The 13,486-nt window shown below is 64.8% G+C and carries 11 protein-coding genes; 2 read left to right on the top strand and 9 right to left on the bottom strand.

Annotation, left to right across the window (positions count from 1 at the left end; all coding sequences use genetic code 11):
• Positions 1 to 23 precede the first annotated feature (23 nt).
• From ACI0FO_RS25950 to ACI0FO_RS25930, 5 genes are read right to left on the bottom strand one after another with little or no spacing between them, the layout of a single operon-like run.
• Positions 24 to 782: an ABC transporter ATP-binding protein gene (locus tag ACI0FO_RS25950; RefSeq protein WP_416031489.1), complete on the bottom strand. Its 759-nt coding sequence runs from the start codon at positions 780 to 782 to the stop codon at positions 24 to 26.
• The gene (locus ACI0FO_RS25945) at positions 779 to 1,705 is read right to left on the bottom strand and encodes an iron chelate uptake ABC transporter family permease subunit (RefSeq protein ID WP_416031568.1); all 927 of its coding nucleotides are present in this window, start codon (positions 1,703 to 1,705) and stop codon (positions 779 to 781) included. The genes ACI0FO_RS25950 and ACI0FO_RS25945 overlap by 4 nt, the downstream gene beginning before the upstream one ends.
• 58 nt (positions 1,706 to 1,763) lie before the next feature.
• Entirely contained in the window at positions 1,764 to 2,756 is a 993-nt protein-coding gene (locus ACI0FO_RS25940; RefSeq protein ID WP_416031488.1) for an ABC transporter permease, read from the bottom strand.
• A 31-nt stretch (positions 2,757 to 2,787) separates the two neighbouring features.
• Positions 2,788 to 3,738: a siderophore ABC transporter substrate-binding protein gene (locus ACI0FO_RS25935; RefSeq protein WP_416031486.1), complete on the bottom strand. Its 951-nt coding sequence runs from the start codon at positions 3,736 to 3,738 to the stop codon at positions 2,788 to 2,790.
• A gap of 52 nt (positions 3,739 to 3,790) precedes the next feature.
• The gene (locus tag ACI0FO_RS25930; protein ID WP_416031484.1) at positions 3,791 to 5,812 is read right to left on the bottom strand and encodes a ligand-gated channel protein; all 2,022 of its coding nucleotides are present in this window, start codon (positions 5,810 to 5,812) and stop codon (positions 3,791 to 3,793) included.
• A gap of 212 nt (positions 5,813 to 6,024) precedes the next feature.
• Here ACI0FO_RS25930 and ACI0FO_RS25925 point away from each other — a divergent pair, with 212 nt between their 5' ends.
• Both ACI0FO_RS25925 and ACI0FO_RS25920 read left to right on the top strand, forming a co-directional pair.
• Positions 6,025 to 6,738: a response regulator transcription factor gene (locus ACI0FO_RS25925; protein WP_416031482.1), complete on the top strand. Its 714-nt coding sequence runs from the start codon at positions 6,025 to 6,027 to the stop codon at positions 6,736 to 6,738.
• Positions 6,738 to 8,129, top strand: coding sequence for a sensor histidine kinase (locus ACI0FO_RS25920; RefSeq protein WP_416031480.1), 1,392 nt, complete (start codon positions 6,738 to 6,740; stop codon positions 8,127 to 8,129). Before ACI0FO_RS25925 ends, ACI0FO_RS25920 begins: the two co-directional genes overlap by 1 nt.
• Before the next feature lie 77 nt (positions 8,130 to 8,206).
• On the opposite strand, the gene ACI0FO_RS25915 is transcribed toward ACI0FO_RS25920, so the two are convergent.
• The 4 genes from ACI0FO_RS25915 to ACI0FO_RS25900 form a co-directional block, all read right to left on the bottom strand.
• Entirely contained in the window at positions 8,207 to 10,459 is a 2,253-nt protein-coding gene (locus tag ACI0FO_RS25915; protein ID WP_416031478.1) for a TonB-dependent receptor domain-containing protein, read from the bottom strand.
• Positions 10,460 to 10,669: 210 nt separating this feature from the next.
• Positions 10,670 to 11,488 (bottom strand): TatD family hydrolase, encoded by an 819-nt coding sequence (locus tag ACI0FO_RS25910; protein WP_416031476.1) that lies wholly within the window; start codon positions 11,486 to 11,488, stop codon positions 10,670 to 10,672.
• Between the two features lie 40 nt (positions 11,489 to 11,528).
• Positions 11,529 to 12,233 (bottom strand): ABC transporter ATP-binding protein, encoded by a 705-nt coding sequence (locus ACI0FO_RS25905; protein WP_105557700.1) that lies wholly within the window; start codon positions 12,231 to 12,233, stop codon positions 11,529 to 11,531.
• Positions 12,226 to 13,458 (bottom strand): lipoprotein-releasing ABC transporter permease subunit, encoded by a 1,233-nt coding sequence (locus ACI0FO_RS25900; RefSeq protein ID WP_416031567.1) that lies wholly within the window; start codon positions 13,456 to 13,458, stop codon positions 12,226 to 12,228. The genes ACI0FO_RS25905 and ACI0FO_RS25900 overlap by 8 nt, the downstream gene beginning before the upstream one ends.
• Positions 13,459 to 13,486 lie beyond the last annotated feature (28 nt).

The following is a 13,486-nucleotide window of genomic DNA, read 5'->3' as shown; positions in this document are numbered from 1 at the left end:
GGCATTGCGTTGAAAAACCGCTTCTAACGGTAATACACGCAAATCCGCTTGCCGCCGATGTCGTGGACATCGATCGGCAATTCGTACAAGGGGCTCAGCACGTCGGAACGGATCAATTCCGCCGGCGTGCCCAGATGCGCGATACGCCCCTGCCGCATCGCCACGATCCGGTCCGCATAGCTGGACGCGAAATTGATGTCGTGCAGCACCAGCACCACCGTCTTGCCCAGTTCGTCGGCCGCGCGGCGCAAGGTGCCCATCATGGCCACCGCATGCTTCATGTCCAGGCTGTTCAGCGGTTCGTCCAGCAGCACGTAGCGCGTGTCCTGGCACAGCACCATCGCCACGAACGCGCGCTGGCGCTGGCCGCCGGACATTTCATCCAGGTAACGGTCCGCCAACGGTTCCAGGTCCAGATAGGCGATGGCCCGATCGATGTGCGCCTTGTCTTCAAGCGTCAGGCGCCCGCCGGTATGCGGGTAGCGCCCAAAGGCGACCAGGTCTCGCACCGTCAGCCGCAGCGGCAAGTGATTATCCTGGCGCAGGATGGACAGCCGGCGCGCCAGTTCGCGGCTGTCGGCGGTCGTCACGTCCAGCCCGTCCACCCGGACGCGCCCGGCCGACATCGGCAGCAGGCGGCTGATCATCGACAGCAGCGTCGATTTGCCGGCGCCGTTCGGCCCGATGATGGCGGTGACCCCATTGGCCGGCAGCTCCAGGTTGACGTCGTCGACGACCACGCTGTCGCCATATTGCTTGCTGAGTTGTCGAATTTCTATCATCGGCGCCCCTTGCGCAGGATCAGGAAGAGGAACATCACGCCGCCCACGAATTCGATCACCACGCTGACCGTCGTGTTCAGGCCCAGCACGCGTTCCAGCAACGTCTGGCCGCCCACCAGGAAAATGACGCTCAGGAAGGTGGCCGCGGGAATCGTGTACCGGTGTTTGTCGGACCCCATCGCCCGATACGCCAGGTTGCTGACCAGCAGGCCGAAGAAGGTCACGGGCCCCACCAGCGCCGTCGACACGGACACCAGCACGGCAATCGCGGCCAGGGTCAGCATCAGGCTGCGGCGGTAATCCACCCCCAGGTTCAACGCGATCTCGCGGCCCAAGGCCAGTACATCGTAGCGATGGCGCATGCGCCAGAGCAGCAAGGTCGCCACGCACACCGCGCCCAACGCAATCGGCAGCAGCGCCACGCGCACCGAATTGAAGCTGGCGAACATGCGGTCCTGCAGCACCAGGAACTCGTTGGGATCGATCAGCCTCACCACGAAATTGGACAGGCTGCGAAACAGCAGCCCGAAAACGATGCCCACCAGCATCATCAGGTGCAGACTGCGCACCGCATCCGAAAACAGCCAGCGAAACAGCACGCAGGCAAAGGCGGTCATGGCGCCGACTTCCAGCATGAAGGCCGCCACTGGATGGTTCGCGGCGGCCGCCGCCCGCCCGAAACCGAATACGACGACGGCCTGGATCAGCAGATACAGCGAATCGAAGCCCATGATCGCGGGCGTCAGGATGCGGTTGTGCGTGATGGTCTGAAACAGCACCGACGACACCGCCACGGCATACGCCACCAACAACATCGCCGCCAGTTTGCCGCCGCGAAACGGAATCACGAACGACCACTGGCCGTTGGCGCCCAAGGTCATGAACGCGACGATGCACGCCAGGGCCGCCGCGCCCAGCCACATCAGACGCAGGGGCTGCGGCGCGGGTCGGGCCGGTTGCCCGGCAGCGGCAAGCAAGGTATCAGCCAAGGCGGTTCCTCCGCGTGCGCAGCAGCCACAGGAACAGGATGCTGCCCAGCACGCCCACGACCGTGCCTATCGGGATTTCGTAGGGGTGGATCACCAGCCGGCCGATGATGTCGCAGGCCAGCACGAAGACGCCGCCCAGCGCGGCCACCCAGGGGATGGACCGGCGCATGTTGTCGCCCAGCACCAGGCTGACCGCGTTGGGCACGATCAGGCCCAGGAACGGAATGCCGCCCGCCGTCACCACCACCACGGCAGAAATCGCGGACACGATCAGCAGGCCGACGAAGGTCAAGCGGGCGTGATTCAGCCCCAGGTTGGAGGCGAACTCCCGGCCCATGCCCGCCACGGTATAGCGGTCGGCCGCCGCATAGGCCGCGCAGGCCAGCGCAAAACCGATCCACAACAACTCATAGCGGCCGCGCAACACGCCCGAGAAGTCGCCCGTGGTCCAGGCTTGCAGCGATTGCAGAAGGTCGAACCGGAACGCCACGAAAGTCGTCATGGCATGGATCACGCCCCCCAGGATCAAGCCGATCAGCGGAACAATGAAGGGCGTGCGCAACGGCACGCGGCGCAGCAGCGCCAGGAACAGCAACGTGCCCGCCAGCGCAAAAGCCGTGGCGGTCAGCATCTTGCCGATCACCGGCGTGTCGGGCGCCAGCAAGGTGATCACCAGGATGCCCAGCGTGGCGGACTCAACCGTGCCGGCCGTCGTGGGTTCGACGAAGCGGTTGCGCACCAGCATCTGCATGATCAGGCCTGCCACCGCCAGCGACATGCCGGCCAGCAGCAGCGCCAGGGTGCGCGGCACGCGGCTGACCATCAGAAATCGCCAGGCGCGTTCGGCATCCTCGCCCCCGCCCCACAGCGCGGCCACCGACAACTGCCCTGCGCCCAGGCTGACGCTGGCCGCACATAGCGCCGCCAACAGGGCCAGCACCACAGTCAGGCCGCCCCAACCGCTGATCGCGTGCCGCCAGTTCACCGGCGGCCCCTCCGTGCAACACACATGCCGCTTACTTTCCTTCTGCCAGCGCCGCGGAAATTTCGTCCACGTTTTGCTGCATGGACGTCAGGCCGGCGCTACCCAGCAAATACCAATTGAAGCCGTTCAGGTACACCACGCGCTTGTTCTTCCACGCTTTGGTGGCACGCACCAGGTCGTTGTCCAGCATGCGCTGCGCCGACACGCCTTCGCGGCCGATCGCGGCGTCGCGGTCGATGACGAACAGCCAGTCGGGATCCGTCTGCGCGATGAATTCGAACGAAATCGCCTGGCCGTGGTTCGACACGTTCAGGCCGGTCGCGGCGGGTTTCACGCCAAACGCGTCATGGATCACGCCAAAGCGAGAGCCGGGGCCATAGGCGCTCATCTTGCCGCCCGTCGTCAGCACGATCAGCGCCGTGCCGGCGGTCGCCGCCTGGCCATGCAACGCCGCAATCGACGCCCGCAACGCGTCCAGCTTCAGCTTGGCCTGCGGCTGCTTGCCATAGATGGCCGCCAGCGTCTCGGTACTGCGCGTCACGCTGCCGACCAGGTCTTTCGGATCGGCGGTCAGGTCGACGGTGGGCGCGAGCCTGGTCAATTCGTCATACTTCGGCGCCGACCGCCCGGCCACAAAGATCACCTGCGGCTGGGCGGCATGGATGACCTCGTAGTTCGGCTCGAACAGCGAGCCAACTTTCAAGTAACGCGCGTCGGCGTACTGGGCCAGCTGGGGCGGCAGCTTGGCGACAGACGGCACGCCCATCACGTCGATGCCCAGCGCGTGCATCGTGTCCAGCACGGCCATGTCCATCACGACGGTCTTCGTCGGACTGGCCGGCACGGCGGTCTCGCCGCGCGCATGCTTGACCGGGATCGTAGCGCCGGCGGCGCACACTGCCGTGGCCGCTCCCATCGCCAAGGCGACGCCGGCCTGGATCAGCCAGCGGCGGGCACCGCCCTTGTGTTTTTGCATGGTCATACGCACCTCTTCGTGTTGCGGGGGACGCAAGCGTCCCCCTCGTGCCTCAAGATCAGAACTTCACGCCCACGCCCAACCAATAGCGGCGGCCGTCTTCCACGAACTCGTAATCGTCGTAGGTGACCTGTTTGTCGAACAGGTTGTAGATGCCCGCATACACCGACACTGTCTTGTTCACGGCATACGAACCGCCAAGATCCACAAAGGTGTAGGACGGCGCAATGAACGAGGAAGACGACGCGCTGGTGATCGGCTGGCTTTCCTTGCCGCGGTAGTTCAGGCGGGCCCAGGCTTGCAGCGCGTCCGACGCCTGCCAGTTCACGGTGGTGGTGAACAGATGCTTGGGCAACTGGTTCAGGGGCTGGCCCTGGTATTGGCCCGACTTCTGCTCCGACTTGGTGAACGTGTAGCTGCTGGTCAGCGACCAGTCACGGCCCAGCGGCAACTTCAGATTGGCTTCCACGCCGCGCGACACCGCCTTGTCCACGTTCATGTAGGTGGTGGGGCTGGCGCCGAACTGGTTCGGGCCTTCGGGGCATTGCGAGGCCGGGCAACCCACGCGGGTGATCTTGTCCTTGAAATCGTTGTTGAACACGGTCAGGCCGGCGTTGAAGCCTTCACCGTCGTCATACAGAATGCCGATTTCCTCGGTCACCGATTTTTCAGGCGTCAGGTCCGGGTTGCCGTACATGTTGCCGCCGCGGCTGACCTGCCCCCAGCCCGCCACCGTCTGGCGCAGGTCGGGCGCGCGAAAGCCGGTCGATACCCCGCCCTTCAGCGTCCACCGCTCGGCCATTTGCCACACGCCGTACAGGCGCGGGCTGAAGTGTGTGCCGAAATTCTCGTCCTCGTCCATGCGCAGGCCGGCCGTGACGGCAAAACTGTCGGTCAGGCGCCACTCGTCTTCGGCGAACAACGCCCATTGGTAGCGGTCGATCTTGTTGGGGCCGCCCGCCAACTGGTTGCCGGTCTGGTCGTTCAGGCGCTGGCTGAGGTAGGTGCCGCCCAGGGTCAGCATGTGCGAGCCCAGCGGCAGCGTCCAGCTGGATTGCAGGTTCAGATTCTTGATCTTCATCTGCCGCGAACGGTTGTCGAACTCTTCCTGCTGCACATAGCTGTCCGACACGGCCCAGCCCCAGCGCCCCGTGTGCGACAGCGCCCATTTGTTGCTGCGGTAATCGGTTTCCGACGATGCGGGGCAGCCGTTGCGGCCGCATGCGACGCCCGGCGGTTGCGGCGCGACCGTCTTGCCCAGCGTGTTCTCGTACTTCTGGCGCATGGTCGTGCCTTCCAGCACGATGTCGTGGTTACGGTTGGGCGTCAGCGCCAGTTTGGCGGTCACGCTGTCCGAATTGCGCTTGCGAAAGCCGTTGACGATATCGTCTTCATCCCGCTGCGACGACTGCCCGTAGATCTGCAAGCCCAGCAGGTCGGTCTTGATGGGCCCGGACAGGTAGAAATTGCCCTGGTAGATGTCGCCCGACTTATTGCTTTCCTGGATGGTGGTGTCCAGGCGGATTTCGCCGCCCCATTCGTTGGGCACCTTGCGGGTGATGATGTTGATCACCCCGCCCATGGCGTCCGAGCCATACAGGGACGACATCGGGCCGCGCACGACTTCAATCCGTTCGATGGCGGCCAGCGGCGGCGTCCAGCCGCCTTCCACGCCGGCGGAATCCGAGTTGGTGCGCGTTTCCCGCGAGCTCTGGCGCTTGCCGTCGATCAGGATCAGCGTGTATTGCGGGCCCATGCCGCGCAGGCTGATGTCCTGGCGGTCTCCCCCGCCCGTGATGATGACGCCCGGCACCTCCAGCAGCGCGTCGTTCACGTCGCGGTAGAGCTTCTTGTCCAGGTCGTCGCGGGTAATCACGCTGATCGACGCCGGGGCGTCCTTGATCTGCTGTTCGAATCCGCTGGCGGTCACCACGACGGTTTCCATCGTTTTCGGGGAATCGCTTGCCTGCGCCCAAACCGCCGCCGGGCTCACGCCCAGTCCCGCCGCGCAAAGCGCCGCCGCCAACCGCGTGCGCGATACCCGAATGCGGCCGCCCAAGGCCAGATCGTTGCTGCTCATGATTCCGCTTTCTCCCGTACCGGACCCGCGGCGCACCCTGCGTGCGACACTAAGCCCGCCTCTTATTTCTTAATGAAAACTATTCTCATATTAGAATTGAGGCTGTTGGAGCCGGGCAAACGCCTTTCCACAACTTTTATCTTCTTCGCACTTCTTGACACTCGGCGGCTTGGCGATGCGCCAGACTACCGGGTGCTGGACACTCAATACGGATGCCTTTTTCTCATTCCGCGGTCGCGCACCGCATCCTGCTGATCGACGACGATGTCGAGCTTGCACAGATGCTGCGCGAATACCTCGAACCGAATCACAGCCTGCTGACGCTGGCCCACACGGGCGCCCACGGCGTTGCCTTGCTGGCGCAACACGATTACGACCTGGTGCTGCTAGACCTGATGCTGCCGGACGGCAGCGGGCTGGACCTGCTCAAGCATTACCGCCGGCGTTCGCGCCGCCCCGTCATCATGTTCACGGCCCACGGCGGCGAGACCGACCGCGTGCTGGGGCTGGAATTCGGCGCCGACGACTACCTGGCCAAACCCTTCAGCCCCCGCGAGCTCAAGGCCCGCATCACGGCGGTGCTGCGGCGCTTTGAAGACGCGCCGGAAGCCATCACGCCATGCCTGACGCTGGGCGCATTGACGCTGGACCCCGCCAGCGGCCGGGTCCGGCTGAACGGCGAAGACGTCCTGCTGACGGGGGCTGAACAGCGCATTCTGGAACTGCTGATGCGCGCTCCCGGGCAAGTGGCCACCCGCGAACAGATCGGCATGTACGCGTTGGGACGCCGGCCGGAACGTTACGACCGCAGCATCGACACCCACATCAGCACACTGCGCAAGAAGCTGCGCCTGGGCACGTCCGGCGATACGCTGTCGATCCGCAACCTGCGCGGGCTGGGCTATGTGCTGGCGGGCGCGGCCTGATGCCCTGGCTGATACCCACTCGGTCGCTGTTCTGGCGCGCGTTCCTGACCTTCTGGGGCGCCATGGCCATCATCCTGGTGTGCGGCATGCTGTTCACCGCGACGGTCGCCTGGTATCGCATCAATTCGCTGGACGGCCTGAATCCGGCCAGCCTCACGCACGACGCCCGGCAAGTCGCCCGCAATCACGGCATGAAAGGCCTGGAACGCTGGGTCCAAGCCATGGATCAACGTTACTCGGCGCTGAAGATCTACGTGCTGGACGCCCGCGACACCGAGATCCTGGGCCGGACCCTGCCCGCCCGCACGCACGACTGGCTGACGGCCTACCGGGCGGCCACCGATCGGTCCCCACAAGCGGACTACCTGCTTCCCGACCCCGTCGGCGAACGCGTTTCCTGGTGGCAGCCGCAACGGCTCGATCTGCCCGACGGTTCCCAACTGCTGATGCTGTTCCTGCCTTTTGATTCGTCGCATTGGGAAGTGCTGGGCCTGTCGCCCGTCGCGCTGGCACTGTTGCTCTTCGCGTTGGCGGTCACCGCGCCGTTATGCTGGGCGTTGACCCGGCACGTGACCGCGCCCTTGACGCAACTACGCCAGGCCACGCACGCGCTGGCCGCCGGGTGCCTGGACGCCCAGACCCCGCCCAAGCTCGCCAGACGCAAGGACGAGCTCGGCCTGCTGGCGCGTGACTTCAACGCCATGGCAGACCGGCTGAAGGCATTGGTCGACACCCGCGAACAACTGCTGCACAACATCGCGCATGAGTTGCGCTCGCCCCTTGCCCGGCTGCGCCTGGCCGCCGAACTGGCGCGGCGCAAGGACGAGCGCCAGGACATGCAGCTGGACCGCATCGAACGGGAATGTGAGCGCCTGGACACGCTGGTTGGCAACACGTTGCGCCTGGCCCGCCTGGGCGCCCAGCCCGAGCCCAGCGACACGCTGGATCTGGCCGGCGTCGTGTCCGCCGTCGTGGACGACGCCCGTTACGAAGCGGGCGAACAACAGGTGCGCATTCTTTGGGACAGCCCGGCCCCGGTGTCGGTGACCGGCGATCGTGACAGCCTGGCCAGCGCCATCGAAAACGTGCTGCGCAACGCCGTGCGCTTCGCGCCCGCGCACAGCGCGATCCGGGTACGGCTGCTGGTCGGCGCGCGCGAGGCCTGCCTGGAAATTGAAGACCGCGGCCCTGGCGTGCCGCCCGCCGATCTGGAATCCCTGTTTGAACCGTTCTTCCGAACCGCGTCCGGCTCGAAGGCCCCGGGTTCCGGCGCCGGCCTGGGCTTATCGATCGCGCAAGCCGCGATCGCGGCGCACAAGGGCCGGATCTCGGCCCGCAACGTCTCGCCGCAAGGCCTGAGCGTGCGCATGGAACTGCCGCTTCTGGTCTAGCGTCGCGGAATGCGAAAGGCCCCGCACGCGGCGGGGCCCTGGCGACACTGCCCGGCAACAGCCGGGCGTCTGCGCGATCAGAAGGTGATGTTCGCCGACACCCACAGGCGGCGGCCTTCCAGCACCTGGCGGTACGAATTGCTCCAATTGGCATTGGCCGCCGGCGCGCGGGTGCCGGTCTTGGTCGGGCCGTAGTCGACGAAGTTCTTGTCGAACAGGTTGAACACCGATGCCGACAGGGTCACGTTCTTGTTAACCACGTAAGACCCGCCCATGCTGGCGAGCCAGTACGGGTTGTAGAACACCTGCTCCTTTTCCCAATTCATGTCGTTGAACTGCTTGGCGCGATATTCGCCACGCACCCACGCGTTGAACTGGTCGTTGATGCGCCAGTTCAGGCCCAGGTTCAAGGCGTGGCGGGGTTGCGAACCCAGCGGTTGCCCTTGCTTCGCGCCCGAGGTCACTTCACTGGCGGTCAAGGTGTAGTTGCCGTTGAACGACACGCCGCCATACAACGGAACGCGGCCGCCCAGTTCAAAGCCCTGGATCGTCGCGGTATCGATATTCACGCGCTGCGAAAAATTCGCCACGGGAATCCCGTTGCGCTCCCATACCCCCAGATCCAGGCAATCCGGCGCCGGGCCGCCCACGGCCAGGCAGTTGGGAATGTTCTGGCTGTCGATCTTGTCCTTGAACTTGGTATGGAAAGCGGTCAGGTTGCCCGACAGCCCTTCGCCGTCGTCAAACAGCAGGCCCAGCTCGGACGAGGTGCTGCTTTCCGGCTTCAGCTGCGAATTGCCCAGCAGCGGCATCGTGCCCTGCGCGCCCAGGCCAATGATCCCGTCCGTCATCAAATTGATGTCCGGCGTCTTGTAGCCCTTGCTCACACCGCCCTTGACGGTCCACATCGGCGTGGCGTTCCACACCAGATATCCGCGCGGGCTCCACTTGCCGCCGAACTGCTCGTTGCGGTCGTAGCGCGCGCCCGCCGTCAAGGCCAGGTCATCGACAATGCGCCACTCGTCTTCCGCGAACAGCGCCCATTGATACTGGCTCTGGTCCAGCGGCGCGGACACCAGCGTGTCCTTGAACTGCTGTTCGCGCCATTGCCCGCCCACCGTGAGGTTATGGCGGTCGTTGAACATCGGCATCGTCCACTTGGTGTCGAACACCCAGTTGTCGTATTCCAGATCGCGCTTTTCGCCGTCGGAAGGCCGGCGCGGCGAATTCATGGGGTTGGTGCGGCCGATGGTTTCGGTCGTGTCGTAGACCAGGCTGGTGTCGGAGCTGATGGAACCGCTGTAACGCCCCAGATGCGTCAGGGCATAGCGCTGGCGGTTGAACTTCATTTCAGGTTCGTAGCCGCCGCCCTGACGGTTGGGCGCGATGCTGGAATTCAACGTGCCCAGTTCGCCGTTGGCGTTGTCATACGTCTGCCAGTTGCTGTCCACATCGAACAGAATGTCGTGATTGCGGTTGGGCGTCAGCGCCAGGCGCAGCCCCACGTTCTGCTGCTTGCTGTCGCCCAGGCCGGAAAAACTGGCAAGGTCGCCGGTGTAATTGCCGCTGTCGTACTCGGCCTGGTTGGCCGGGTAATCGCCATTGGCGCTCAAGCGTCGGTACTGGCCGCCGCGCAAGGTCAGGCCCAGCTTGTCGGTCTTGATCGGGCCGCTCAGGTAGAACGCCGCGCCATAGTTGTTGCCAAAGGCATTGTCCCCTTGTGCCGTGCCGTCCAACGTGATCTGGCCCGTCCAATCCTGGCTGACCTTACGCGTGATGATGTTGATCACCCCGCCCATCGCATCGGATCCGTACAAGGTGGACATGGGGCCGCGCACGACTTCAATGCGTTCAATGGCCGCCATCGGCGGAATGAAATTGGTATCCACGTCGCCAAAGCCGTTGGGCCGCGCGCCAGAGCTGTTCTGATTCAGGCGTTTGCCATCCACCAGCACCAGTGTGTAGTCGCTGGGCAGCCCGCGGATACTGATGTTCATGCCGCCAGCCTTGCCGCCCCGCTCCACCGTCACGCCTTCCACGTCCGCGACTGCGTCGGCCAGATTGTGGAACGGCTTGGTCTCCAGTTGCTCGCGGGTAATCACCGAAATGGACGCGGGCGCGTTCTTGATCTCTTGCTCGAAGCCCGCCGCGGTCACCACGACGGTGTCCATCTGCGCGATCCCCATGGTGTCCTCCTTCGCGCCGCTGGCGGACTGCGCGTGGGCGCTGCCCGCCGCGGCGATCGCCAAAACAAGCGGCAACACGCGGAAAGTGGGGAAATGGGCAGGACGGGCTCCCCCGGAGCCATTGATGCTTTTCTGAGTCGACATGGGAATGAAATGAAACCGCTCCGGCGGAACGGCGCGCCTTGCGCTGATTGAAATTTTCAATGAACGGCAATGATAGGCATTCCCAATATTGCATTCAACTTTTTGTCAGCTTTTATTCAACCAAACGCAACTTTTCAGAAAATTCTTGGAAATATGAGGCATCGGCGCGACAACTGTCGTTATCGCGTCGCCTACATCGGGGGACGGAAGTCAGTCGGCGTCGGCCAGAATGGCGGCCGGCAGGCGGGGCAGCACACGCATGGCGTTGGCGGTGGTGGCCTGCGCCACCTGGGCGGGCGAGATGCCGCGCAATTCGGCCAGCACCGCGGCGATGCGGGCCAGTTCCCCCGGCCGGTTGCGGCGGTCAGGCGGGTGCAGCCAGGCCGGCGGGATATCGGGCGCATCCGTCTCCAGCACCAGATGCGCCAGGTCCACGTCCACGGCATGCCGGCGGATCTGCAAGGCGCGCTCGTAGGTCATGGCCCCGCCCAGCCCTAACGCAAAACCGTGATCGATGAAGGCCTGCGCCTGCTGCGCGCTACCGTTAAAGGCGTGCGCGATGCCGCCGATACGGCCATGGCGGCGCAGATACTTCAGCAGAATGTCTTGCGACCGGCGCACATGCAACAACACCGGCAAGCGGAACTCCTCGGCCATGTCCAACTGCGCGGCATAGAAGCGTTCCTGGCGTTCGCGGGGTTCGCCCGACGAGATCTCGGGCACGAAAAAATCCAGGCCGATCTCGCCGATGGCGACAAATCGGGGGTCGCCCAATGACTGTTTGATGGTGTCGCGCAGCACGTCCAGATCGGAATCGTCGGCGCGCTGCACAAACAAGGGGTGAATGCCCAGCGCATACGCGCCGCCGGCGACGCGGCCGGCCAAGTCCCGCACGATCGGGAAATTGGCGCGCTCGATGGCGGGAATTACGATGGATTGGACGCCGGCCTCGCAGGCGTGGTCGGCCACCTGCTGGCGGTCGGTGTCGAATTCGGCGGCATCCAGATGGCAGTGGGTGTCGATCAGCATGGGCATGGCCTCCTTGACGGAATTATCCCCCCGTATCGCGCTATCCCGATACCAGCCGGCCGTTTTCCATCAGCAATTGGCGGTCGGCACGAGCGGCCAGCTCCGGGTCATGCGTCACGATAGCGAACGCCGTGCCCGACTCCTGGTTCACGCGGGTCAGCAGCTCGAACATCTTGTGCGCCGTGTTGCGGTCCAGGTTGCCCGTGGGTTCGTCGGCCAGCACGCACACCGGCCGCGTCACCAGCGCGCGCGCCAGCGCCACCCGCTGGCGTTCGCCGCCGGACAACTGCCCCGGAAAATGGTCTTCGCGGGCGGCAAGGCCCACCAGCGCCAGGACCTCGCGCGCGGCCTCGCGGGCCTTGTCGCGGTTTTCACGGCGCACGATCAGCGGCATGGCCACATTGTCCAGCGCCGAAAACTCGGCCAGCAGATGATGGAACTGGTACACGAAGCCCAGGCTGCTGTTGCGTACCGCGCTTTTCTTGGCTTCGGATAAACCGACGGCCAGATTTCCATCGACGGACACCGAACCGCTGGTGGGCACATCCAACAGGCCCAGGATATGCAGCAACGTGCTCTTGCCCGAGCCCGACGCGCCCACGATGGCGACCATTTCGCCGCGCGCCACGGACAGGCTGACGTTGCTGAGCACTTCGATGCGGGCCGGGCCCTCGTCGTAGACCTTGACGATATTCTCGGCCTGCAAGGCAGGCGTCGAAGAGGAACGATTCGGGGCGTCAATCATGGCGCAGCACCTGTGCGGGTTGCAGGCGCGATGCGCGCCAGCTGGGATACAGCGTCGCCAGCAGCGACAGCACCAGGGACGTCAGGCCGATCGTGACGATATCGCCCACTTGCGGATCGGACGGCAAGGCGCTGATGAAATAGACTTCGCGCGGCAGGAAATGCACGCCCAGCAGACCCTCGATGAAGGGCACGATCACGTCCACGTTGTACGCAATGACAATGCCGCCCGCCACGCCCAGCAAGGTGCCGATGACACCGATCAGCGCGCCCTGCACCAGGAAGATGCGGGCCACTTCGCCTGGCCCCGCGCCCAGCGTGCGCAAGATGGCGATATCGGACTGCTTGTCCTTCACGGCCATCACCAGCGACGACAGCAGGTTGAACGCCGCCACGGCCACGATCAGCGCCAGGATCAGGAACATCATGCGCTTTTCGGTCTGCACGGCCGCAAACCAGGTGCGGTTGTTGCGCGACCAGTCGCTGGCCATCACATACGGCGGCAGTACTTTCTTCAGTTCGCTGGCCACTTCGGGCGCTTTCTGCATGTCGGCGATGCGCAGACGCACGCCGGCCGTGCCGCTTTCGCGGAACACGCGCGCGGCGTCTTCGTTGTCGACGAACGCCAGCGAGGAATCGTATTCATAGTGCCCGGACGAGAACACACCCACCACGGTGAATTGGCGCATGCGCGGCGCGAAACCGGCCGGGCTGATCGAGCCTTGCGGCGCCATCATCAGCAGCGTATCGCCCAGCTTCACGCCCAGGCCGTCGGCCAATTCGTTGCCCAGCACCACGCCAAAGCCGCCCGCCTTCAGGTCGGCCAGCTTGCCCGACACCATCTGGCGCGGCAGGTCGGACACGTTGCCTTCAGTGGCCGGATCAATGCCGCGCACCTGCACGCCCCGCAGCGCCTGCCCCCGCACCAGCATGCCCTGCGCCGCCACAAAGGGCGCGCCGGCCTTGACTTCGGGGTTCTGCTTGGCCGCGTCAGCGAACTGCCGCCATTGCTCAAGCACCCGTTCGGGCAAGCCCCCCGGGATGTAGAGTTCAATGTGCGGCAGCACCGACAACATGCGGTCGCGCACTTCTTTTTGAAACCCGTTCATCACGGACAACACCACGATCAGGGCGGCGACGCCCAGCGCGATGCCCGCCATGGAGCTGGCGGCGATGAAAGAGATGAAGCGATCGCGGCGCCCGCGTCGCTGGCGGATTCGGGCCAACCCGGCATAACGGGCGCCTATCCAGAGT

This window comes from Achromobacter marplatensis (assembly GCF_049060505.1).
In the GTDB taxonomy this organism is placed as follows: domain Bacteria; phylum Pseudomonadota; class Gammaproteobacteria; order Burkholderiales; family Burkholderiaceae_B; genus Achromobacter; species Achromobacter marplatensis_A.
This window is presented reverse-complemented; position numbering and strand designations above follow the sequence as displayed.

Coding starts and splice junctions, on each gene's coding strand:
- ACI0FO_RS25950 (WP_416031489.1), bottom strand. CDS start 782: ATGATAGAAATTCGACAACTCAGCAAGCAATATGGCGACAGCGTGGTC.
- ACI0FO_RS25945 (WP_416031568.1), bottom strand. CDS start 1,705: ATGTGGCTGGGCGCGGCGGCCCTGGCGTGCATCGTCGCGTTCATGACC.
- ACI0FO_RS25935 (WP_416031486.1), bottom strand. CDS start 3,738: ATGACCATGCAAAAACACAAGGGCGGTGCCCGCCGCTGGCTGATCCAG.
- ACI0FO_RS25930 (WP_416031484.1), bottom strand. CDS start 5,812: ATGAGCAGCAACGATCTGGCCTTGGGCGGCCGCATTCGGGTATCGCGC.
- ACI0FO_RS25925 (WP_416031482.1), top strand. CDS start 6,025: ATGCCTTTTTCTCATTCCGCGGTCGCGCACCGCATCCTGCTGATCGAC.
- ACI0FO_RS25920 (WP_416031480.1), top strand. CDS start 6,738: ATGCCCTGGCTGATACCCACTCGGTCGCTGTTCTGGCGCGCGTTCCTG.
- ACI0FO_RS25915 (WP_416031478.1), bottom strand. CDS start 10,459: ATGTCGACTCAGAAAAGCATCAATGGCTCCGGGGGAGCCCGTCCTGCC.
- ACI0FO_RS25910 (WP_416031476.1), bottom strand. CDS start 11,488: ATGCTGATCGACACCCACTGCCATCTGGATGCCGCCGAATTCGACACC.
- ACI0FO_RS25905 (WP_105557700.1), bottom strand. CDS start 12,233: ATGATTGACGCCCCGAATCGTTCCTCTTCGACGCCTGCCTTGCAGGCC.